15 protein-coding genes and 2 pseudogenes are annotated in these 19,591 nt (G+C 61.5%); 8 read left to right on the plus strand and 9 right to left on the minus strand.

Translation table 11 applies throughout. The features are described 5' to 3' along the window. The first annotated feature begins 13 nt into the window (after nt 1-13). On the plus strand, nt 14-1,522 hold the full coding sequence (locus tag TM49_RS13995; RefSeq protein WP_045682145.1) for a sulfatase family protein: 1,509 nt from the start codon (nt 14-16) through the stop codon (nt 1,520-1,522). Further along, entirely contained in the window at nt 1,519-2,622 is a 1,104-nt protein-coding gene (locus TM49_RS14000) for an ABC transporter ATP-binding protein (protein ID WP_045682147.1), read from the plus strand. Before TM49_RS13995 ends, TM49_RS14000 begins: the two co-directional genes overlap by 4 nt. 265 nt (nt 2,623-2,887) lie before the next feature. Here TM49_RS14000 and TM49_RS14005 read toward each other — a convergent pair whose 3' ends face one another. Both TM49_RS14005 and TM49_RS14010 read right to left on the minus strand, forming a co-directional pair. Beyond that, nucleotides 2,888-4,363, minus strand: coding sequence for a protein adenylyltransferase SelO (locus tag TM49_RS14005; RefSeq protein WP_045685248.1), 1,476 nt, complete (start codon nt 4,361-4,363; stop codon nt 2,888-2,890). A gap of 218 nt (nt 4,364-4,581) precedes the next feature. Further along, nucleotides 4,582-5,475, minus strand: coding sequence for a LysR substrate-binding domain-containing protein (locus TM49_RS14010; RefSeq protein ID WP_045682149.1), 894 nt, complete (start codon nt 5,473-5,475; stop codon nt 4,582-4,584). Between the two features lie 134 nt (nt 5,476-5,609). Between TM49_RS14010 and TM49_RS14015 the strand changes: the two genes are divergently transcribed. Continuing rightward, a complete protein-coding gene (locus TM49_RS14015; RefSeq protein WP_045682151.1) occupies nt 5,610-6,686 on the plus strand; it encodes an NAD(P)H-dependent flavin oxidoreductase in 1,077 nt (358 codons plus the stop codon). 753 nt (nt 6,687-7,439) lie between these two features. On the opposite strand, the gene TM49_RS14025 is transcribed toward TM49_RS14015, so the two are convergent. From TM49_RS14025 to TM49_RS14035, 3 genes and pseudogenes are all read right to left on the minus strand, one after another. Further along, nucleotides 7,440-8,021 carry a hypothetical protein gene (locus tag TM49_RS14025; protein WP_045682154.1) on the minus strand — a complete coding sequence of 194 codons (582 nt, stop codon included), beginning with the start codon at nt 8,019-8,021 and terminating at the stop codon, nt 7,440-7,442. Between the two features lie 2 nt (nt 8,022-8,023). Continuing rightward, on the minus strand, nt 8,024-9,079 hold the full coding sequence (locus TM49_RS14030) for a DUF4238 domain-containing protein (RefSeq protein ID WP_045682155.1): 1,056 nt from the start codon (nt 9,077-9,079) through the stop codon (nt 8,024-8,026). Further along, nucleotides 9,076-9,804, minus strand: a pseudogene (locus tag TM49_RS14035) (DNA adenine methylase); the annotation flags it as partial. The gene TM49_RS14030 and the pseudogene TM49_RS14035, both read right to left, overlap by 4 nt. 193 nt (nt 9,805-9,997) lie before the next feature. On the opposite strand from TM49_RS14035, the gene TM49_RS14040 reads away from it, so the two are divergent. The 4 genes from TM49_RS14040 to TM49_RS14055 all read left to right on the plus strand — a co-directional run bounded on the left by TM49_RS14040 (nt 9,998) and on the right by TM49_RS14055 (nt 16,458). Then, nucleotides 9,998-10,789, plus strand: coding sequence for a response regulator transcription factor (locus TM49_RS14040; RefSeq protein ID WP_045682156.1), 792 nt, complete (start codon nt 9,998-10,000; stop codon nt 10,787-10,789). 182 nt (nt 10,790-10,971) lie between these two features. Next, on the plus strand, nt 10,972-12,729 hold the full coding sequence (locus tag TM49_RS14045; RefSeq protein WP_045682157.1) for a ShlB/FhaC/HecB family hemolysin secretion/activation protein: 1,758 nt from the start codon (nt 10,972-10,974) through the stop codon (nt 12,727-12,729). 75 nt (nt 12,730-12,804) lie between these two features. Continuing rightward, a complete protein-coding gene (locus TM49_RS14050; protein WP_045682158.1) occupies nt 12,805-14,379 on the plus strand; it encodes a serine hydrolase domain-containing protein in 1,575 nt (524 codons plus the stop codon). Between the two features lie 276 nt (nt 14,380-14,655). Next, a complete protein-coding gene (locus TM49_RS14055) occupies nt 14,656-16,458 on the plus strand; it encodes a DEAD/DEAH box helicase (protein WP_045685250.1) in 1,803 nt (600 codons plus the stop codon). Nucleotides 16,459-16,541: 83 nt separating this feature from the next. Here the strand turns inward: TM49_RS14055 and TM49_RS23935 are convergent. The 3 genes and pseudogenes from TM49_RS23935 to TM49_RS14065 all read right to left on the minus strand — a co-directional run. After that, nucleotides 16,542-16,661: pseudogene (locus tag TM49_RS23935) on the minus strand (DNA adenine methylase); the annotation flags it as partial. Between the two features lie 36 nt (nt 16,662-16,697). After that, complete coding sequence (locus TM49_RS14060; RefSeq protein ID WP_045682160.1) at nt 16,698-17,000, minus strand: putative quinol monooxygenase; 303 nt, start codon at nt 16,998-17,000, stop codon at nt 16,698-16,700. Between the two features lie 56 nt (nt 17,001-17,056). After that, nucleotides 17,057-18,073 carry an NADP-dependent oxidoreductase gene (locus TM49_RS14065; protein ID WP_045682163.1) on the minus strand — a complete coding sequence of 339 codons (1,017 nt, stop codon included), beginning with the start codon at nt 18,071-18,073 and terminating at the stop codon, nt 17,057-17,059. A gap of 85 nt (nt 18,074-18,158) precedes the next feature. On the opposite strand from TM49_RS14065, the gene TM49_RS14070 reads away from it, so the two are divergent. Continuing rightward, on the plus strand, nt 18,159-19,061 hold the full coding sequence (locus tag TM49_RS14070; protein WP_082074748.1) for a LysR family transcriptional regulator: 903 nt from the start codon (nt 18,159-18,161) through the stop codon (nt 19,059-19,061). Nucleotides 19,062-19,077: 16 nt separating this feature from the next. Here the strand turns inward: TM49_RS14070 and TM49_RS14075 are convergent, their stop codons facing one another. Continuing rightward, on the minus strand, nt 19,078-19,587 hold the full coding sequence (locus TM49_RS14075; protein ID WP_144409569.1) for a GNAT family N-acetyltransferase: 510 nt from the start codon (nt 19,585-19,587) through the stop codon (nt 19,078-19,080). Between the last annotated feature and the right edge of the window lie 4 nt (nt 19,588-19,591).

Consider the following 19,591-nt stretch of genomic DNA (forward strand, 5'->3'; position numbering starts at 1 on the left):
GGTGACAGACAAAATGACACATGAACCGATTGGCAAACCGAATATCGTACTGATCATGACCGATCAGCAGCGGGCCGATTTCTTCGCGTCCGAGGGATTTCCGGTCGATGCCATGCCGCGCGTCGAGGCGCTCGGCCGCAAGGGCACGCGCTTCTCGCGTGCCTACACACCGATGCCGACCTGCACGCCGGCGCGTACCAGCATGATGACCGGCCGTTTTCCCAAGGCGACGCGCGTCAAGCAGAACTGGTCGCCGCGCGACTTCGTCGTCTACGACAGGGACCTGCCGCAGGTGCTGCGCGAGGCGGGCTATACCGTCAACCTCGCCGGCAAGAACCACAGCTATCTGGCGCCTGAGGATTTCGACTACTTCTCGGGCGATTACAGCCACACCAATGGCCCGAAGGATCGAGCAAGCGCCGAAGAGGTCGCGTTTGATCAGTGGCTCGTCGACCTCGACCATACCGTCGCGAAGGAGCCGACGCCTTTCCCGGTGGAAAGAGAGCTCTGCGCACGCATCGTTGATGATGCCATGGACTGCGTCGACAACAACGGCGAGAAGCCGTTCTTCCTGTGGCTGTCCCTGCCGGAGCCGCACAACCCCTATCAGGCACCCGAACCCTATTTCTCGATGTTTTCGCCGGACGACATGCCGGAACGCGTCGGCTCGCGAGAGACCACGCTTGCCCGCGGCGGCCACTGGCAATGGCTTGCCGAGCTGTTCGAGGAGAAGCGACCGGGCTACGACGCCGACTGGCGTCGCTACCGCGCTGTCTATGCCGGCATGATCCGCATGCTCGACGACCAGATCGCGCGTTTCCTCGACCATCTCGATGAGAAGGGCATTGCCGATGATACGCTGGTGATCTTCGTCTCCGACCATGGCGATTTCGCAGGTGACCACGGCCTGCAGCGCAAGGGCGTCGGCCTGCCGGAATGCCTCGTCAGGGTGCCGATGATGATTGCCGGCCCGGGCGTGAAAACGCAGCTGAACGCCACTGATTTTGTCTCTCTCGTCGACCTGTTTCCGACGCTCTGCGAGATGATTGGCGCCGACATTCCAGCTGGTGTTCAGGGGCGCAGCCTTTGGCCGATGTTGACCGGTGGCGACTATCCCGCCCGTGAATTCGAAAGCATCTATTCGGAGCTTGGCATCGGCGATCTGCCTTATGATCCTGGCGAGACGCCGGAACTGCATTTCCCTTACGAGGGCCTGACGATCGACGAGCTCAACGCGGTCACCCAGAGCGGCAATCGCAAGATGGTGCGCAAGGGCGACTTCAAGCTGAATTTCGACGTGATGGGGAATGCCTCGCTTCACGATCTCAGCAAGGACCCCGGAGAGCTGGCAAACCTCTACGACGACCCCGGCCACGCGGATGTGAAGGCCGACATGCTGGCAACGCTGCTTTCGTGGTCGATCCGCACCGAAGACAGCCTGCCACGCGCCAGATATGTCGCCAAACCCGCTCCGCACGGCTGGTACTGGCGCGACGACAAACATGAAGGGACAAGCCGATGACCGCCATCAGCCTGAAGAACATTTCCAAGTCCTACGGCTCGCTGGAAGTGATCAGTGATATCAACCTGGATATTCAGGAAGGCGAGTTTGTCGTCTTCGTCGGTCCGTCAGGCTGCGGGAAATCGACCCTGCTTCGGATGATCGCCGGTCTCGAGGGCATCAATTCCGGTGATCTCGTCATCTCCGGCAAGCGGGCGAACGATGTGCCGCCTGCGGAGCGCGGCATTGCCATGGTGTTCCAATCCTACGCGCTCTATCCGCACATGAACGTCTACGACAACCTCGCTTTCAGCCTGAAGATCGCCCGCGTGGACAAGGCGGAGATCGACCGGAGGGTCCGGGTTGCCGCCGAAATGCTGCAGCTCGGCCCCTATCTCAAGCGCCGCCCGCGCCAGCTCTCGGGCGGTCAACGCCAGCGCGTGGCGATCGGCCGCGCCATCGTGCGTGAGGCCGGCGTCTTCCTCTTCGACGAGCCGCTGTCGAACCTCGACGCAGCGCTCCGGGTTGCGACCCGCATCGAAATCGCCCGGTTGAAGGAGCGGCTCGCCGATACCACGATGATCTATGTGACCCACGACCAGGTGGAAGCGATGACACTTGCCGACCGCATCGTCGTCATCAACCACGGCCATATCGAACAGGTGGGACGTCCGGTGGAGCTTTACGATAGGCCGAAGAACCTGTTCGTCGCCGGCTTTATCGGCTCGCCGGCCATGAACTTTCTGCCGGCCGAAATTTCGTTCGCCGGTGAAGAGGCAGCACTTTCGATCAATGGCAGGCCGCTTCCGAAGACCGGCTTCGCTTCGGGAGGCCGCAGCGGCAGCATTACCGGAATGCTCGGCATAAGGCCGGAGCATCTCTATCCTGCCGATGAAGCCGAGGCTTTGATCTCCGCACCCGTGGAGTTGGTGGAGCATCTTGGCGAGGTGACGATCGCACACCTGAAATTTGCCGACGAGATCACCATCATCGTCAAGTTCGACCGGACTCGCGATCTCCAGAAGGGCGAGGTGCTGCATCTCGCGGCCGCCGCCGCCGACCTGCATGCTTTCGACGACCAGGGGGAAGCACTAGGACGGCCAACCACAAAAGAGCCCTGACGATCTTGCGGGGGAGGCGCGTTGTCTCCCCCTTTTACTGCTGGCTTCCTATGACATTGAGCTTTCAGCTTGGCATCCGCAATTGATTCTCTTCAAAAGCAGCTTTTGCCGAAAGATGAATGGCTAGTTTCATCCGTGCGGCGTGAACGTTGAATGACCGAAATGGGGCGCCTTGAGGGCGGACAGAAACGGGCCCGAAAGCCGCCATTGAGAGAGCCGGTCCTCGGTCTGCCAAAAAGGATCGCGTCGCTCGTGGGCCGCGCGTTTACGTGCCGCAAAAGGTCCGGTAGGCCGTCGCGGACATCGGCGGAAGGCCGGCATAATCGGTGAACTCCGCTTGATCCCCGAAGGGAGTGGCCAGTGCTTCGTTCAGGCGTTCGAAGGGGGCCAGGTCGCCGGCCATCGCGGCGGCAAGCGCTTCCTCGACGAGGTGGTTGCGCGGAATGATCGCCGGGTTCACCGCATCCATCGCTACGCGACGTTCACTTGGCTCTCCCGGTTCGGCCGCGAGGCGCTGACGCCAGCGCGCCGCCCAGCCGTCATAGGCGGTCGGATCAGCAAAGAGACCGCGCACCGCTCCATCGGCCTGCGCGCTTTCTGCTGCTTTGCCGAGCTTGCGAAAGGTCACAGTGAAGTCCGCATTCTGCCGTGCCATATGCCCAAGAAGGTCCTCAATCAACGCGGCGTCTTCCGTCTGTGGTGTCTGCAAACCTATTTTCGCGCGAAAGCCGTCGACATAAGCAGTGTTGAACGCGTCGGCAAAGCCGGAGAGGACGTCCTCGGCGGCTTCAATGGCCTTGTTTTCGTCTGGATCGAGATGGGGAAGCAGACATTCCGCCAGACGTACGAGGTTCCAGTGCGCGATGCGGGGCTGGTTGGCGTAGGCGTAACGCCCATTCCGGTCGATCGAAGAAAAGACGGTCGCGGGATCGTAAGCATCGAGGAAGGCACACGGGCCGTAGTCGATCGTTTCCCCGGCGATCGACATATTGTCGGTGTTCATGACGCCGTGCACGAAGCCGATCTGCATCCAGCGTGCGACAAGTGCCGCCTGGCGGGCGCAGACGCCTTCGAGAAGAGCGCGGTAGGGATTGGAAGCGCCCGCGGCCTCGGGGTAATGCCTGTCGATCACATGGTCGGCGAGTTGGCGAACCGCTTCGTCGTCGCCCCGTGCCGCGAAGAACTGGAACGTCCCGACGCGTATATGGCTGGAGGCGACACGCGTCAGGACCGCGCCCGGCAGGGCCGTTTCCCGGTAGACCGGCTCTCCCGTCGCGACCGCGGCCAGCGCCCGCGTGGTTGGAATTTTGAGCGCGGCCATGGCCTCGCTGACGAGATATTCGCGCAGGACCGGGCCGAGTGCTGCCCGTCCGTCGCCGTTGCGCGAGAAAAGGGTGGGGCCAGCCCCCTTCAGTTGAATGTCGCGACGCCGCCCTTGTCGTTTGACGACCTCGCCAAGGAGTATGGCGCGCCCATCGCCGAGTTGCGGTACGAAGTTTCCGAATTGATGTCCGGCATAAGCGGCCGCGATCGGCTCGGCGCCTGTCGGGAGCCGGTTGCCGGCGAAGATTTCAACTCCTTCAGCATTGCCCAATTGATCCGCGTCGAGCCCGAGTTCCTCGGCGAGCCGTCGGTTCAGCTTCAGGAGATGCGGCGCGGCGACGGGTGATGGCGCGGTTGGCCGGTAGAAGGAGGCGCCGAGACGGGCGTAGCTGTTGTCGAAGTCGAAATGTATCGTCATCTTTTCCGCATCGCTTCCGTCGTACCGCTCGGCCGCTGGCTCTCGACCATTCTGCACTTAGGTGGCGCTGCCGATGTCGGATTTCCAGAGCAATGCCTGACGAGACCATCAACGGATAGACACCGGTGAAGGCGGAGTGGTCAACCCTAAGCGGACGATCAGCGCCAGATCGGCAGCATCTGTCGGGCCGGCTTCTTTCTTTGATGACATCCGGTCTTTCATGCGCTCGTGGAAGGTTCGATGTCCGAGGCCGTCAGGAGACGTTTGCGCCATTCGAGGAATGCAGGAGTGGCGAACCCTGGCCGGAAGGCCAGGTGGGTGTCGACAGCCATCAGTTCATGCTCCTCCACGGAGCCGAGATGGGACAGCGTGTCGGCGACGCTTTTCGGCATGACGCTGACGCAGGATCCTGCCGCGGTGCAGGCGAACATGGCGTGATAGGAGCCGACCTCCTGGATTTTCAGGCGTGCGCGGGCGGGGCTTCCGCCCATCAGCCACTCCTCCGCCAGCATGCGGTAGGTGCAGCCCGGCGCGAAGGCAGCCAGTGCTATCGGTTCCACGTCCGCTGGCGCGCGAACCGCGCGGTGCCCCTTTGGCACGAGCAGGACGAGCTGCTCGCGAAAGACGGGGACTGTTTCCAGCGCGTCGAGCGCGCTCCAGCCATCGTCCGCCGCAATGGCGATGAGGGCGCAGTCGATACGGTGGGCCTGAACCGCATCGACAAGCTGGCGGGTTGGCGCTGTCGAGAGCTCGATCGTCATCTCCGGCCAGTCGCGGTTGAAGGCGGCAAGCAATGAGGGCAGGCGGCTTGCGACTGTGCTTTCCATCGAGCCTATGCGCAGTGTGCCGCCGGGTCCTTCGGGATTGATCTGCTGGCGCGCCTCTTCGGCGAGATTGAGAATGCGTTCGGCATAGTCGAGATAGGTTTTACCCTCGCTGGTCAGCACCATGCGTCGCGTCTCGCGGGCAAACAGCGCCACGCTAATCTCCGCCTCAAGCTGCTGGATTCGGGTTGTGACGTTCGATGGCACGCGACCCAGGAGTTCGGCGGCCCGGGTGATGCTTTCCTCTCTGGCGACGGCCCTGAAGACGGCGAGTGTGGCGAGGTCCATCGAAATTCTCCATTGCAGAACCAATGGAAATATATATTCTTTAAATGGTAATGAACGTCAAGGTGAATTCTCTTTCAGGGAATTTGTGCTGACCTGATCGATATGTATGCGGAACGGTGAAAGGAGATGGCGAAATGCTTGAAGGGCTCGGAATGACGCTGCCAATCATTCAGGCGCCGATGGCTGGCGTCTCGACCCCTGCGCTGGCGGCGGCGGTCTCAAACGCTGGCGGGCTCGGTTCGATCGGCATTGGCGCGAGCGATGTCGCCGGCGCCCGCGCGATGATCGACGAGACCTTCGCCCAAACGGACCGGCCCTTCAACGTCAATGTCTTCGCGCATGGCCCGGCCGTGCAGGACCCGGAACGGGAGGCGGCATGGTTGGCGGCACTCAGACCGGCCTTCGCCGAATTCGGTGCCGCGCCGCCAGCAAGTCTGCGCGTGATCTACAAGAGCTTTTCCGATGATCCGGAGATGCTGTCTCTTCTGGTCGAGAAAAAGCCGGCAGTCGTCAGCTTTCATTTTGGCCTGCCGCCGGCTGAAACGATCACTGCCCTGAAGGACGCCGGCATCCGGCTTCTTGCAACGGCGACGAGCCTTGCCGAGGCCGAAGCCGTCGAGGCCGCCGGGCTCGATGCCGTCATCGCACAGGGGATCGAAGCCGGCGGGCATCGCGGCGTGTTCGATCCGATGGCCGCCGATGATGGTCTTGGCACATTTGCGCTGACGCGGCTTCTGGTCAGGAAAACCGGCATCCCCGTCATCGCGGCAGGCGGAATCATGGACGGCGCGGGCATTGCCGCCGCGCGTGATCTCGGTGCAATCGCCGCACAGCTCGGCACAGCCTTCATCGCCTGCCCAGAGTCTGCCGCCGATGATGCCTATCGCGCTGCACTGAAGGGATCGGGCGCCTTTCACACGCGGCTGACAACTGCGACTTCCGGCCGGCCGGCGCGCGCGCTTGCCAACCGGTTCACGGAACTGGCGGAAACATCGCTTTGCGGAGCCACGCCGCCCGACTATCCCATTGCCTACGACGCCGGAAAGGCCCTTCACGCCGCCGCCAAAGCCTGCGGCGAGGCCGGCTACGGTGCGCAATGGGCGGGGCAGGGGGCTCCGCTCGCGCGTGCCACGCCCGCAGCAGAGCTTATGGCAACGCTCGCGCTTGAAATGCGGTTTGATGAAGTGCTGTGCATCGATCGGCGGAGCTAGCGCCCATGGTGATGCCTCGCCTTCGGGTTTCCTTCTGGCTCCTCTCACATTGATCAGCGTCGTGGGAACCCGAACGCCCGAAGAACTGATGGCAGCTTTCTGAGAAAGAGGTCGGTTTCCGAGTCCATTGGTCGATGAGATGGTGCAGACTGTAGGCGGCTTCCCGAGTACCGGCCGCAACAATTGGCAGGGCATATGCGCGAACACCTTGGGGGGGCGTGAGACGCTTGGCGATCAGATCAAGCTGTTCTATGCGCGCGAAAGGCTCAGACGCGGACCTCGATCGTTTCGGTCCGAGAGGGCTGACGCGATCCTCTCACGGGCAATGACCCCTGTCGACGCCATGGCCGCGATCGTCGCACCCGGAAGCATGAACTCACGGGGCACATTCGGTCGCACGATAGTTCAACCTTAACGTCTGACATGGCCGCAAAAGCGGTCGCAATTGCAGGTTCCTAATTGGTATTGCAGATCCCGATACCTCAGCCGCCTTGTGTGTCACGGATTGTGTAACAGAAAGTGCTACATTTGATCGAATGAGGTGAAATTACTATTTCAAATCAATGTTTGTTGGTCCTCCGGTGTGCTCTCCACGCGCACCAAAATTTAAGAGCTTTTTCGCTATAACCTATTGAAAATAAAATATTTTATTTTGATTGTAGCGTGACGCGCGGTTTTGCAATTTTGACAGCTGGTTTTGCAGCAATCGATTTTCGGCGTGAGCGTTGCCGCAAAAAGATATGAATACCGCTCTTAACTTCTCGGCAACTTCTCCCGGATTTTTTTCAATTCCTCCGCAATTTGGTGGGAGCCTTTTGTATTCCAGCCGCCTCGAAAGCCATCTTTTGCCTGGAAATCATAGCTTAGTGTCTCTCTCGTCGTACCACGCGGACGTTTGGCCCAGCTGATCTCCGCTAAAAAAATAGTCTCACGGACGTCTCGCGACAAAACTGGTTTATGAGCGAGATGGTGACCAGGGGGCAACATTGACAGCTTATAAGTTTGTTCTTTGGATTCTTGTTTCCTACCATCAGGAGAAGGCAATGCTGGGGAGAGCTTGAGTTCAACATCAAAGGCAACCGCGTTGCCGGTGTTTCTAAACGTAAGGTCCAAGGCCGTGGCGTCAGCACCACTCGATTCGAGCCAACAAACGACGAACGGCTGCGCGGTCATCTTGGCGAGGTTCGATGTCTCAACTGCTAAGACCCGGGTAACATTCCAAAGCGCGATGGTGGCGCCAGCGGTGACGAAGGCAGCGATAACTTGCGCTATCACCAAGGCATTATTGGCAACAAATGTGCCTACTGTATAGAACCAATCTCCAAGCAACGTCATGGTCAAATCCCCAGCTTTCCAATTCCTAGCCGAAAGCCTCCGCGTGTGCTCCCTTCTCTTGCGACTACTCGGCGGGCAAGATCAAAATCACTTTTGCGGCAAACTACAAATTCTCGTGCAGACTGCACCTGAAGTGCGTTGTAGTGGTCCATATTCGCGTTGGTTAGCAATATAGGTTTCCCGCTCCCAGCCTCCTCAATAAACTGCTCTAGTTTTAGGAGAGACTTTTCCATCTTCTTCAAGGTGTCGTTAAGTTCGGCTCGTCTACTCGTCTCAAGACTCGACGCTGAAAGTGTGGCCCTAGCTTTTGCATGAAGAGCATCCTTGCGATCTCGGCTCACGTTCGATCTTATGCCTTCGATGATGCTTGGGCACCAAGCTGCCAGCATCAGTTCGTGAGTCAACGGGACATAAATCTGTATGCCCTTTACAGCCAAACCTATATTGCTCCAGGAGCCATCGTTGATCTCTTCGTTTCGCAAGACCACGGGATTATCGCCTAGATAGAATCCTCTGCCTTTGGGCGCCTTAAGCAAAAGAAAGTCCTTTGCTGAAATGGCACTCCGAAAACCGTCGATGCAATTGCCTATAAATTCAAAATGGCGTCGCTTTAACTCATCATCCGTAACGCTCTCCAACCCCTCGACTTTGTCTGGATCAATACCCAAATTCGAAAAATGCGTTCGAAGCTGATGAAATGAGCCACCAAGCTCATCCCGAAATGCTCTGACCCTCACCATTTGGAAGGCGACGAAAAGCGCCAGCATGTCCGCCTCCTCAGCCATTTTAGAAAGACCGACCTTTTCGACAAGGGCTGAATACACTGGAAGAACAAGGTCCTCGATGCGGCAAAACGCTTGTTCAAAACCTAAATATAGATCGGGACCAATCCGAAAATCATTGAATCGGCGTTCAGCCATCACCCCGCGTATGTTGGTGACAAACGACTTAGATGTCGATTTCTGAAATACAGTCACCTGCTCTTTTCGCTGATTCGAAAGAAAGTTGCGGAGGATAAATTTCGGAATGTAGTGATGACTTTCCGCTGCCTTCGTCATCGTGCCTCACTTTGCTGCTGCATAGCAGTTTCAACACGTTGTTTTTCTGAGCCATGTATTATCACCTCCTTCACGCCCTTCCCATTCCCCTCCGATATCGAATAGGTGCAATCGACCTCCTCGATGTCGAACCGCGAGAAGGTTTCGAAGACGCCTTGAACGGCGTTTAAGGACAGGATGAAGGTGCCTTGAAGGCCGGCTAAGGTCTCGGCCATCGCCTCGAAATCCTCCCGGACGAAGACGCCCACGCCATAGTCGGCCTCGTTTCCCCAATAGGGCGGGTCGAGATAGAAGAGCATGCCGGACCGGTCGTAGCGGCGGATGAAGTCTTGCCAGGGCAGGCACTCGATGACGACGCCGGCGAGGCGCTCGTGGATGTCCTCCAGCGTGGATGCGAGCTTGACCAGGTTGAAACGGGCGCCGGTGGTCTTGCTGACGCCGAAGTTCCGGCCCGACACCTTGCCGCCGAAGGCGAGGCGCTGGAGATAGAGGAAGCGGGCGGCGCGTTCGAGATCGGTCAGCGTCGTCGGGTCGGTCTTCATCAGCCGCTCGAATTCGCGACGGCCGGAAATCTGGAAGCGGAGCGTGTCCATGAACTGCGGAAAGTGCCGCTGCAGGATGCGGAAGAAGTTGGCGACGTCGCCGCTGATATCGTTGATCACCTCCGTCCTCGGCTGGCGATCTCGGCGCAGGAACACGCCGCCCATGCCGACGAAGGGCGAAGCCGAGTCTCAGGTCATGTCGTTGAAAGGCCGACATTTGCTGCGGCTCGATGCTTCTCGGACGTCCCTGTTCGGGTAGGTCTGCGCGCTGATGTGTCAGAATATTCGTGGGATGCTCCCTTTTCCTGCTCGTTATGTCGTCGAGTATTGATATAGGAAAAGGTGAAACGACCGAGTTCTACAGTCACATAATCTGATGCTGGACGAGACAATCGATACTGAACGCATTTATGCGCTCTGGGACGAGCTTTCGGATTTCGAAGCTTCGCGTATGCCTGAGGCGCGCGTCCACCTGCTCTCGACCGTTTGCAACATGATCGATGCGCGACAGGCCGACTGGATCGGCGCCGTGAGGCTTGTCGACAACAGACATCGTGACCCGCTTTTCGGCTGGCGGCCGCGCAGCCATTCCGCACTTTATCCAGACGCGGAAACCGCACGGACCATCCAGGAAGCCTTCGCCCTGATGGAGAAGGGCGAGCCCGACATCACCACGATCCGCAATGCCGAACTCGCCGGCCAATTCCGGGTGTTAATGCTGGATGAGCTTGCGACGCCCGAATGGTTTGAGAGCTATTCCTACAAGACCTTCTATCGCGGTCTGGACCGACTGGATTCGATCTGGGTGGGCATTCCCATCAATGCCGATGCCGAAATCCAGATCGGCTTTCACCGCGCAATCTCGCAACCGCGATTCTCGGGACGCGATCGACGGATCGTGACGCACGCCCTGCGCGGCATCCGCTGGTTCTATCGCCTGCAGATGCTGTCGGAAGGGATAGGGGTCGCATCCGAACCGTTGACGCCGATGGAGAGCAAGGTGCTCTGCGACCTGCTGCAGGGGCTTTCGGAACGCCAGATTGCCGAAAACAACGGCCAGAGCCCCCACACCGTCCATGATCACGTCAAGCGGATTTACCGCAAATACGGCGTTTCCAGCCGCGCGTCTTTGATGGCATTGTGGCTGGGCCAGCCCTTACCCCCCTGATCAGGGGATTCCAAACGCAAGACGCCCGGTCGATAAGCTTTGCCAAAACAGGGTCTCGTCAATTCCGGTGCGCCTCGCCGCCGTCATCAGGTTGATTGCGAGAGGGGGGGCCTTATGCAACGATCAGTGGGGGAGCCATGCGTCAAACGACCCTGTCAGAGAATTCCGGTTTCTTGGCAGTAATGCGCCTGCAATTGCTCGCACCGGTCGATGATGAAAAGGCGGAGGACAGCCTTTCGCAGACATCGCGCAAGAGCAGCCCTCCCGCGCGCCCTGCTTCCTCCTGGTGGGGATTTCTCGCCTTTGGACCGCTCGCCTTCGGATGCCTGTTCGCGCAGACCGACACGGCGCTGGCGCAGACCGCAGCGCGGATCGAACAGACGGTTGCCGGCCAGACGACCATTCTCGAGCGGTTCACGCCCCCGCAGTCTACCGGCGCGATCGATATCAAGGTTCAGGACCAGCACCGACGCACCCCCGAAAAGGATGCCGAAGCGATCCGCTTCACGTTGAAATCCTTGACTATCGAGGGGGCGGAGACGCTGCCCGGCACAGCGTTTGCCGACCTCTGGCAGGGCATGACGGGCAAGGTCATTACCCTCGCCGACCTCTATCGGATCGCCGCGGAGATCGAGGCCCGGTATCTGAGCGCTGGCTATCTCGCCATCGCCATCGTGCCGGTTCAGGACTTCTCCTCCGGAAAGATCACGCTCCGCGTCTTTGAAAGCTATGTCGAGACGCTGGAGGTCAATAGTTCAATACCGGGCATCCGCGAGCGTCTCGCGCCCTATATCGATCGGATCATCGCCATGCGGCCGATCCGGATCAAGGAGGCCGAGCGCGTTCTGCTGCTGATGAGCGACCTTGGCGGGCTCGATATCGAGGGCACGTTGATCCGGCCGGAGACCCCGACGGGCGGCGCGACATTTCGCCTCGACATCGGCTTCGAGCGCACTTCCGCCGGCGTCGGGCTCGACAATCTCGGGACCGATGAGGTCGGCCCGCTGGAGCTTTCCGGCAATGTCACCGTCAACGACATGTTGGGGCTTTTCGACAGCGCGAGCCTCGTCGGCGTGACCGTTCCCAACATGCCGCAGGAGATGATCTTCCTGCAGGCATCGCAGGATATTCCCATCGGCTTCAACGGCCTGTCCGCCGGATATGACCTTTCCTACATCACCCAGAAACCGGGCGGCGATCTGAAGTCCGACGACATTGATATCCATTCCGTGATCGGTACGGTGCGGCTCGACTATCCCTTCGTCCGTACCATTGATCAGAGCCTTTTCGGCCGGCTCGAGGTCAATCTGCGCAATGACCGCGTCGATGTGATGGGCGCTCGGGCGACCCGCGAGCAGACGCGCTGGGCGGCCATGTCGCTGACATACGACCGGCAGCACGGATCGACGGCGTTCCTCACAATGGCGGAGTTTGGCCAGGGACTGGGACAGGAAACCGGTCCGCCAGAGGTGCCGCAGGACTATCGGTTCGCGCGGGTGAATTTCGACATTGCGCATGATCTCGGCGCCGATACGGCCATCCGGCTGCGCAGCGCCGGTCAGTATTCCGCAACGCCGCTGCCGGCAGCAGCGCAGTTCTCGCTCGGCGGCGATCCCTATGGCTGGGCCTTTGACGGCGGCACGCTGTCCGGCGCCGGCGGAGCGGCGGCCGCCCTTGAGCTCAGCCACGACTTCGAAACCGGCTGGTCGGCGCTGCCGGGGCTGACCTGGACGACGTTTGCCGATTATGGCGTGGTCTGGAATGAAGCTGCCAACGCTGACTATGCACGCGATGCACTGGGCTCGGTCGGCGTCGGCGTCAGCGGTATGTTTGCGGAAAAGATGAGTTTCCAGCTCATCGCGGCGCTACCATGGTATAGTCCCGACAATGGTGAGGATGAGGGGCTCAGGGTTTTCTTCAGACTGGGTATGCCGCTCTGACGCGGGGAACCGCGACGAAATTCGATAACAAGACATTCCGGTCACGCCGGTGATAGCAATTAGGAGAGGTTTTTCATGTCACAGTTCAGAGCTTCGCGGCGCCGTTTTCTGGCGTCCGCCTCACTGGCTTCGGCCTCTCTTGTCCTGCTCTCGGCTCCGGCACTGGCGGACATGCTGCCGCCATCGCGCACGTCAGGCGTTCCGGTTCCGCCCGGGCAGATCGACGAGGCGGTGGCAGCGCTTGATGGCATTATCGAAGACATCAAGGCCCGCAGCGGCGTGCCTGGCCTTGCCGTCGCCGTGGTACGTGGCGGCGAGACCATTTATGCCAAGGGGTTCGGAACACGCGGCGGCGATGGCGACATGCCCGTGACACCCGACACTGTGTTCCAGCTCGCCTCGCTCTCCAAATCCGTCGGCGCGACGGTCGTTGCCCGTCAGGTCAGCCGCAACGTGGTCTCCTGGGATAGTCGCATGCAGGATCTTCTGCCGTGGTTCTCGCTTTCCGACGCGGCGGTGAGCGAAAGGCTGACGATCGGCGACCTCTACAGCCATCGCTCCGGCCTGCCGGATCATGCCGGCGATGATCTCGAAGACCTCGGCTTCGGCCGCCAGACAATTCTCGAAAGGTTGAGGCTCCAGCCGCTTTCACCCTTCCGCACCAGTTATGCCTATACGAATTTCGGCCTGACGGCGGCCGCCGAGGCCGTTGCCGATGCGTCCGGCATGACATGGAGCGATCTTATGCAAGAGGCCGTGTTCGAGCCGCTTGGCATGACCGAGACGAGCGCGCGCTTTGACGATTTCATGGCGCGCGAAAACCGGGCCACGCCCCATGCGAGAACCGCAGATGGTTTCGCCGCGCTCTATCAGCGCCAGCCCGATGCCCAGTCGCCTGCTGGCGGCGTCAGTTCTTCGGTCAATGACATGACGAAATGGATGAAGATGGTGCTCGCCGATGGTGGTGATCTCATCCGGCCGGAAGCGCTGCAGCCGGCGATCAGCCCGCAGAGCTTCTCCAGCCGGCCGCATACCCCGGATGAGCGCGCGGGCTTTTATGGCTATGGCTTCGGGGTAGGCACAGATCCCAGCGGCCGGGTGATCCTCAGCCATTCGGGCGCGTTCCTTCTGGGGGCGGCGACCTATTTCGCGCTGATCCCCTCGCTTGATGTCGGGATTGTCGTGCTCTCGAACGCTGCCCCGGTGGGTGCGGTCGAGTCGATCGGCGCGAGCTTTAACGACATGGTTCAGACCGGCGGCGTAACCCGCGACTGGTTCTCGGGCTATGAGCCGATGTTTGCAGCCTTTTACACGCCGATCGGCGAGACTGCCGGAAAGCCGTTTCCACAGGCGGCTGCGGCCCCGCCGCCGGCAAGCTATTGCACCGGCCGCTACAGCCACCCCTATTTCGGAACCGTCGAGGTGCGCGAGGACGAGACCGGCGGCCTCGTCTTGCTGGCCGGGCCCGGAGAGGAAACCTTTGAGCTGTTGCCATGGGACGGCGCGATGATGGTGTTCGATATCGATGCCGAGAATGCGCCTTCGGGCTCCCGCTCCGCTGCCACGTTTTCCGGCGGCGGAGACAAAGCCGAAACGCTGGAAGTCGAATTCCTGGTCCTGGAAGGACCTGCGCGGTTCGAACGGATATAATCAGTCGTCAAGCGTTGTGGTGGCCGCCCAATCGCAGGCATAGCAACCCGCCGGTATAAGGCCGGCGGGGATCCAAGACGGGCGTGGATCGACCCGCTCCCGCTCAGCCCGCTGGTTGTCCAACCCGGACCCGGGCGGTTTGCCGCCTCCGCACTCTGTTCGATTTTGCTGGATGCCGTCATTGGCCAGGCGTCACACGGGGCGCAGAACCCCGCAAACTATTGCTATCCAGCGCGCGCACATGATGATATTCGGCGGCTCACAAAGGTGGTGACCATGACCCCGAATACCGATACCAACGCCAAATCCCCGATTGCCGACATACATCCGGCCCTTGCCTCCGCCCTCGCGGCGAAAGGCTACAGCACGCTGACGCCGGTCCAAATGGCGATGACGAATGAAGATCACGTTGACGCCGATCTGCTGGTCTCGGCGCAGACGGGCTCGGGAAAAACGGTTGCCTTCGGCATCGCAATCGCGCCGACGCTGCTTGGACGCGACGCGCATTTCGACGCCGCCGCCGCGCCGCTTGGTCTGGTCATTGCGCCAACGCGCGAACTTGCCATTCAGGTCCAGAGGGAGCTCGACTGGCTCTATGCGGGCGCTGAGGTCAGGATCGCGACCTGCGTGGGCGGCATGGATGTGCGCACCGAACGCCGCGCACTCGACCGCGGCGCCCATATCGTCGTCGGCACACCCGGGCGCCTGCGCGATCACATCACGCGGGGCGCGCTGGATCTCGGGGCCATTCGCGCCGTGGTGCTCGACGAGGCCGACGAGATGCTGGACCTCGGTTTTCGCGATGACCTGGAATTCATCCTCGGCGCCGCGCCCGAGGAACGCCGCACATTGCTGTTTTCGGCGACCGTGCGGCGCGGCATCGCCGAACTGGCCCGAACCGTGCAGAAGAATGGGGTGCGCATCGAGACGACTGCGTCCACCGAGCAGCATGCCGACATCGAATATCAGTTGATGCTGGTGCGGCGCGACGAGCGCGAACACGCCATCATCAATACGCTGCTCGATTCCGACAGTTCAAGCGCCCTGGTGTTCTGCCATACACGCGAAGCCGTTCGCCATTTGACGGCGCGCCTTTCAAATCGCGGCTTCGCGGTGGTTTCGCTTTCGGGTGAGATGGCACAGTCGGAGCGGTCGAATGCGCTGCAATCCATGCGCGACGGGCGCTCGCATGTCTGCGTGGCGACCGATGTCGCAGCGCGCGGCATCGACCTCCCGAACCTCGACCTCGTGATCCACGCCGACGTGCCGAGCAACCCGGAAACCCTGCTGCATCGCTCCGGCCGAACCGGTCGCGCCGGCCGAAAGGGCGTCTGCGTGCTCATCGTTCCGGAAAACAGGCGTAACGCGGCCCAGCGCGTGCTTTCATTGGCGAAGCTGACGGCGACCGTTCGTGCAGCGCCTGGCATTGCCGATATCGAGGCGCGCTACCGCCGGCGGATCATCGATGCCGCCGCCTCTTCCGCGCTGCCCGACGCAGCGGAGGCGGAAATCATCGCCGAATTGCTGGAGCGTGCGGGGCCCGAACGCATCGCAGCGGCGTTCCTTCGCCTGCAACGGGCGGCTCACCCCGTTCCCGAGGAATTGTCTCCGCTTTCCGCCGAAGCGCTCAAGGCGAAGACGCCCGCCCGTGCCCGCCGGTCCGAAGACAAGCACACGTCAGCACGCGAGCCGCGCAACACGGACATGCAGGATGGCGTATGGTTCACCATCTCGCTCGGGCGCAGGCAGCGCGCCGATCCGAAATTCCTGTTGCCGATGATCTGCAACGCCGGCGGTGTGACCAAACGCGATGTCGGCAGGATCAAGATCGATGACACCGAAACCCGATTCGAAATTTCCGCCGACAAGGCTGCCGGTTACGCGGAACAGATCAGGCAGCCCGGCAGTCTCGAGAAAGGCATCAGGATCGCGCCGGCCGGCAAGATGCCCGAAAAGCCGAGACAAGCGAAACCGAAATTCAAGCAGGACGGCAAGCCGACCCGCAAACACCAGCCTCCGTCGGCCGATCGCGGCAAAACGCCGAAACACAAAAGCCGAAAACCCAAACGGCCCAACTAATCGGAGCGCTTCTGCTCTGCGCCGCTTCAATGCCGGCTTCCGGGAGCCACGCGCGATCGCCCGAGCGTCCAGCGTCGAGGCTGTTTTACGATGTTGAAGCGGGGGCCGGTGGTCTTGCTGACGCCGAAGTTGCGGCCGGCCACCTTGCCGCCGAAGGCGAGGCGCTGGGGGGCGAGGAAGCGGGCGGCGCGTTCTAGATCGTCAGGGTCCGCGCCCCTTCTGGGTGGTCGCTGGCGGCGTCAGTTGTCGGTGAGGGCGCGCTCGTTGGAAGCGTCGTATTTGCGGATGTCGCCCCACATGCGTCCCTGCCAGCGTTGGCCGAAGGCTTTGGTGTCGTCGGCTTTAAGATGGGCGGTGAGGGCGGCCTGGTCGGCCCAGCGCTCGGCGATGAGCAATCGCCCGGCCGGCGCGTCTTCCACCGCCGCGTCATAGGCGATGTTGCCGGGACGCTGGCGTGTGGCGAGCGCAAGTGAATGCAGGTCCGCAAGGAATGCCTCAAGATCGGAGGGGGCGACATTCATGATGCCGGTGACGATCAGCATGGTTCTCTCCTGTCAGTTGCGCGCCCCGGGCCGTTGCGGACCGGAGCGCCGAGAAATCAGAGGGCGGTCAGGACGATCTTGCCCTGGATGCTGCCTCTGGAAGCGCGCTGATGGGCGGCCGAGGCATCGGCCAGCGTAAAGGTGCTGTCGATCACGACGCGAACCGTGCCGTCATCGAGCAGGCGTCCGGCCTCTGCCAGTTGGGCCCCATTGGAGCGAACCTGCGTTGAGGACACTGTGATGCCGCGCCCTGTGGCTTCATCGTGGCCGGCGAAGCCGAGCGGGTTGACCAGAAAGAGGGCGCCGCCCGTCTTGATGATCTTGAGGAAGCGCTCCATCTTCGCGCCGCCGACGGCATCAATCACAAGGTCGATATCGCTCGCGGCGGTTTCGGCGGCCTTGGCGGTGTAGTCGATGAATTCATCCGCGCCGAGGTCCTGCAGCAGTGATCGATGCTTGCCGGAGGCGACCGCGATCACCTTCGCACCCTTCCATTTCGCGATCTGGACGGCCAGATGGCCGACACCGCCGCCGGCGCCATTGACCAGCACGGTCTTGCCCTCAAGCGGAACCGGAGCATGGTCAAAGGCCTGGAACGGGTTCGGCGCATCGTGGCCGCGTTCGACGAGGAACTGCCATGCCGTCAGCAGCGACATCGGCGCGGCGGCGGCGGCCACGTGGTTGATGCCCGCCGGCTTCAGTGCGAGATCGGCGGCCGGCACGACGACATAGTCGGCATAGGCATTGCTGCCGGTCATCAGATTGTGCGGAAAGCGCACCATCGCATAGACGGCGTCGCCGACGCTGAACCCTTCAACACCCTCGCCGACCTGCGCGACGACCCCTGAAATATCGGTGCCGAGGATCAGGGGGAAGGTCGGACTGGGCTGCCACTCGGGCGGAAGTGCGCGATAGCCGTCGCGCAGATAAAGATCAGGCGGGTTGATGCCGGCCGCATGCAACAGAACCAGCACTTCATCCTTGCCGGCGACCGGCCGGGGCGCGTCCTCATAGTGCAGCACTTCCGGCCCGCCAAAGGCGTGCAGGCGAACGGCTTTCATCATCTCGGTCATGTGAACCTCTCTTCGGTTTTGTCGACCCGATGTATGTTTGTTTTATCAGATTGATAATAGCGCTCTTATTCGCTTTAATAGTGCCATGACGGAACAGATAGCCATAGAGAGACTGACTGGCCTGATCGCCTTCGCCCGCGCCGGCGCGCTGGGGAGCTACACGGCTGCCGCCCGTTCCCTTGGGGTTTCTCCCTCGGCGGTCAGCAAGAGCGTGCAGCGGCTCGAGGCGCAGCTGGGCGTGACGCTTTTCACCCGCACAACGCGGTCGCTGACGCTGACGAATGAGGGGCGCGACCTGCACGAGCGTGCGCTGCGGCTGCTACGCGATGCCGAAGACATCGAGCAGGCTGCGAAGGCTGCCCGTGCCGAGCCGGCCGGAACATTGCGGATCGCGGCCTCATTGCCGATCGGGCTCCATGTCATCGCGCCCCTGCTGCCGGGATTTTGCGAAACACATCGAAAGGTGACGGTTGACCTGCGGCTCAACGACCAGAGGGTGGATCTCATCGATGAGGGCATAGACCTCGCCGTCCGGATCGGCGACCTTCCCGATAGCCGCCTCCTGTCGCGTCGGCTCTCGCCACACCGGCTCTGCTGCTATGCCGCGCCGGATTATCTCGCCTCGCATGGCGCGCCGGACCATCCTGATGCGCTTCCGGCGCACCAGACGGTGAACTTGCGCTACCAGAGCACGGGTCAGCTGTTCCGCTGGCCGTTTCGCCTCGGCGATCGCGAGATCGAGCTCGTGCCGGCGGCGGCGATCGTCGTCGATGCCAGCGAGGCTGTCCTCGCGACGGTTGCTTCGGGCGGCGGCATCGGGATGGCCACCAGCTTCATGGCGGCGCCATGGGTCAAGCGCGGAGCGCTGGTTCCCGTTCTCTCGCAGTTCGCCGTCGAACGCCACAACATCACGGCAGTGTGGCCCGAAAGCCGCCGGACCAATCCCGCAGTGCGTGCTTTCCTGGAGGTGCTGAAGGGCGCCTTCTAGGCCCAGGCCGATGCAATCAGCCCGGAAGGTGCCGGTAGACGAGGCTGGTCGGGTCCGGTGCCTCGGCTTCCGGATCGCGCCTGGCCCCGAGGCGTTCCGCGAGCCGGATCGAGCGGTGGTTTTCGGGGTCGATATAGCTGACGCATTCGGCCATGCCGAGCGTCTGGAAGCCCCAGTTGCGCAATGCCGCCGCAGCCTCGAAGGCAAAGCCCCGGCCTTCGGCGCCGGCAAAGACGAACCAGCCGAGTTCGAGTTCCGGAAACAGTGGCCCCTTGCAGAGCGCGACCTGGCCGAGCGTCGTTCCGCTCGCGGTTTCCTCGAACATCAGTGCGCCATGGCCGAAAAGCGTCCACTGGGCGATGTCATTGCAGAAGAAGGACCAGGCGGTGTCGACCTTGTGCGGTCCGCTCATGAACCGGGCCCGCTCTGACGCGAGAAAGGCCGAATAGGCCGGCCAGTCATCCCAGACGAGCGGCCGGAGCGTCAGCCGCTCGGTGGAAAGGGTCGGTGGGGTGTCGGATTTCATACGC

Origin of the sequence: Martelella endophytica, from assembly GCF_000960975.1 — a bacterium.
Classification (GTDB): Bacteria; Pseudomonadota; Alphaproteobacteria; order Rhizobiales; family Rhizobiaceae; genus Martelella; species Martelella endophytica.

What these genes read in the sequence shown, in the direction of transcription:
- TM49_RS14065 (WP_045682163.1), bottom strand. Translation starts at nt 18,073, where the DNA reads ATGACCGAGATGATGAAAGCCGTTCGCCTGCACGCCTTTGGCGGGCCG.
- TM49_RS14075 (WP_144409569.1), bottom strand. Translation starts at nt 19,587, where the DNA reads ATGAAATCCGACACCCCACCGACCCTTTCCACCGAGCGGCTGACGCTC.
- TM49_RS14010 (WP_045682149.1), bottom strand. Translation starts at nt 5,475, where the DNA reads ATGGACCTCGCCACACTCGCCGTCTTCAGGGCCGTCGCCAGAGAGGAA.
- TM49_RS14025 (WP_045682154.1), bottom strand. Translation starts at nt 8,021, where the DNA reads ATGACGTTGCTTGGAGATTGGTTCTATACAGTAGGCACATTTGTTGCC.
- TM49_RS14040 (WP_045682156.1), top strand. Translation starts at nt 9,998, where the DNA reads ATGCTGGACGAGACAATCGATACTGAACGCATTTATGCGCTCTGGGAC.
- TM49_RS14070 (WP_082074748.1), top strand. Translation starts at nt 18,159, where the DNA reads ATGACGGAACAGATAGCCATAGAGAGACTGACTGGCCTGATCGCCTTC.
- TM49_RS14045 (WP_045682157.1), top strand. Translation starts at nt 10,972, where the DNA reads ATGCGCCTGCAATTGCTCGCACCGGTCGATGATGAAAAGGCGGAGGAC.
- TM49_RS14015 (WP_045682151.1), top strand. Translation starts at nt 5,610, where the DNA reads ATGCTTGAAGGGCTCGGAATGACGCTGCCAATCATTCAGGCGCCGATG.
- TM49_RS14005 (WP_045685248.1), bottom strand. Translation starts at nt 4,363, where the DNA reads ATGACGATACATTTCGACTTCGACAACAGCTACGCCCGTCTCGGCGCC.
- TM49_RS14060 (WP_045682160.1), bottom strand. Translation starts at nt 17,000, where the DNA reads ATGCTGATCGTCACCGGCATCATGAATGTCGCCCCCTCCGATCTTGAG.
- TM49_RS14050 (WP_045682158.1), top strand. Translation starts at nt 12,805, where the DNA reads ATGTCACAGTTCAGAGCTTCGCGGCGCCGTTTTCTGGCGTCCGCCTCA.
- TM49_RS13995 (WP_045682145.1), top strand. Translation starts at nt 14, where the DNA reads ATGACACATGAACCGATTGGCAAACCGAATATCGTACTGATCATGACC.
- TM49_RS14055 (WP_045685250.1), top strand. Translation starts at nt 14,656, where the DNA reads ATGACCCCGAATACCGATACCAACGCCAAATCCCCGATTGCCGACATA.
- TM49_RS14030 (WP_045682155.1), bottom strand. Translation starts at nt 9,079, where the DNA reads ATGACGAAGGCAGCGGAAAGTCATCACTACATTCCGAAATTTATCCTC.
- TM49_RS14000 (WP_045682147.1), top strand. Translation starts at nt 1,519, where the DNA reads ATGACCGCCATCAGCCTGAAGAACATTTCCAAGTCCTACGGCTCGCTG.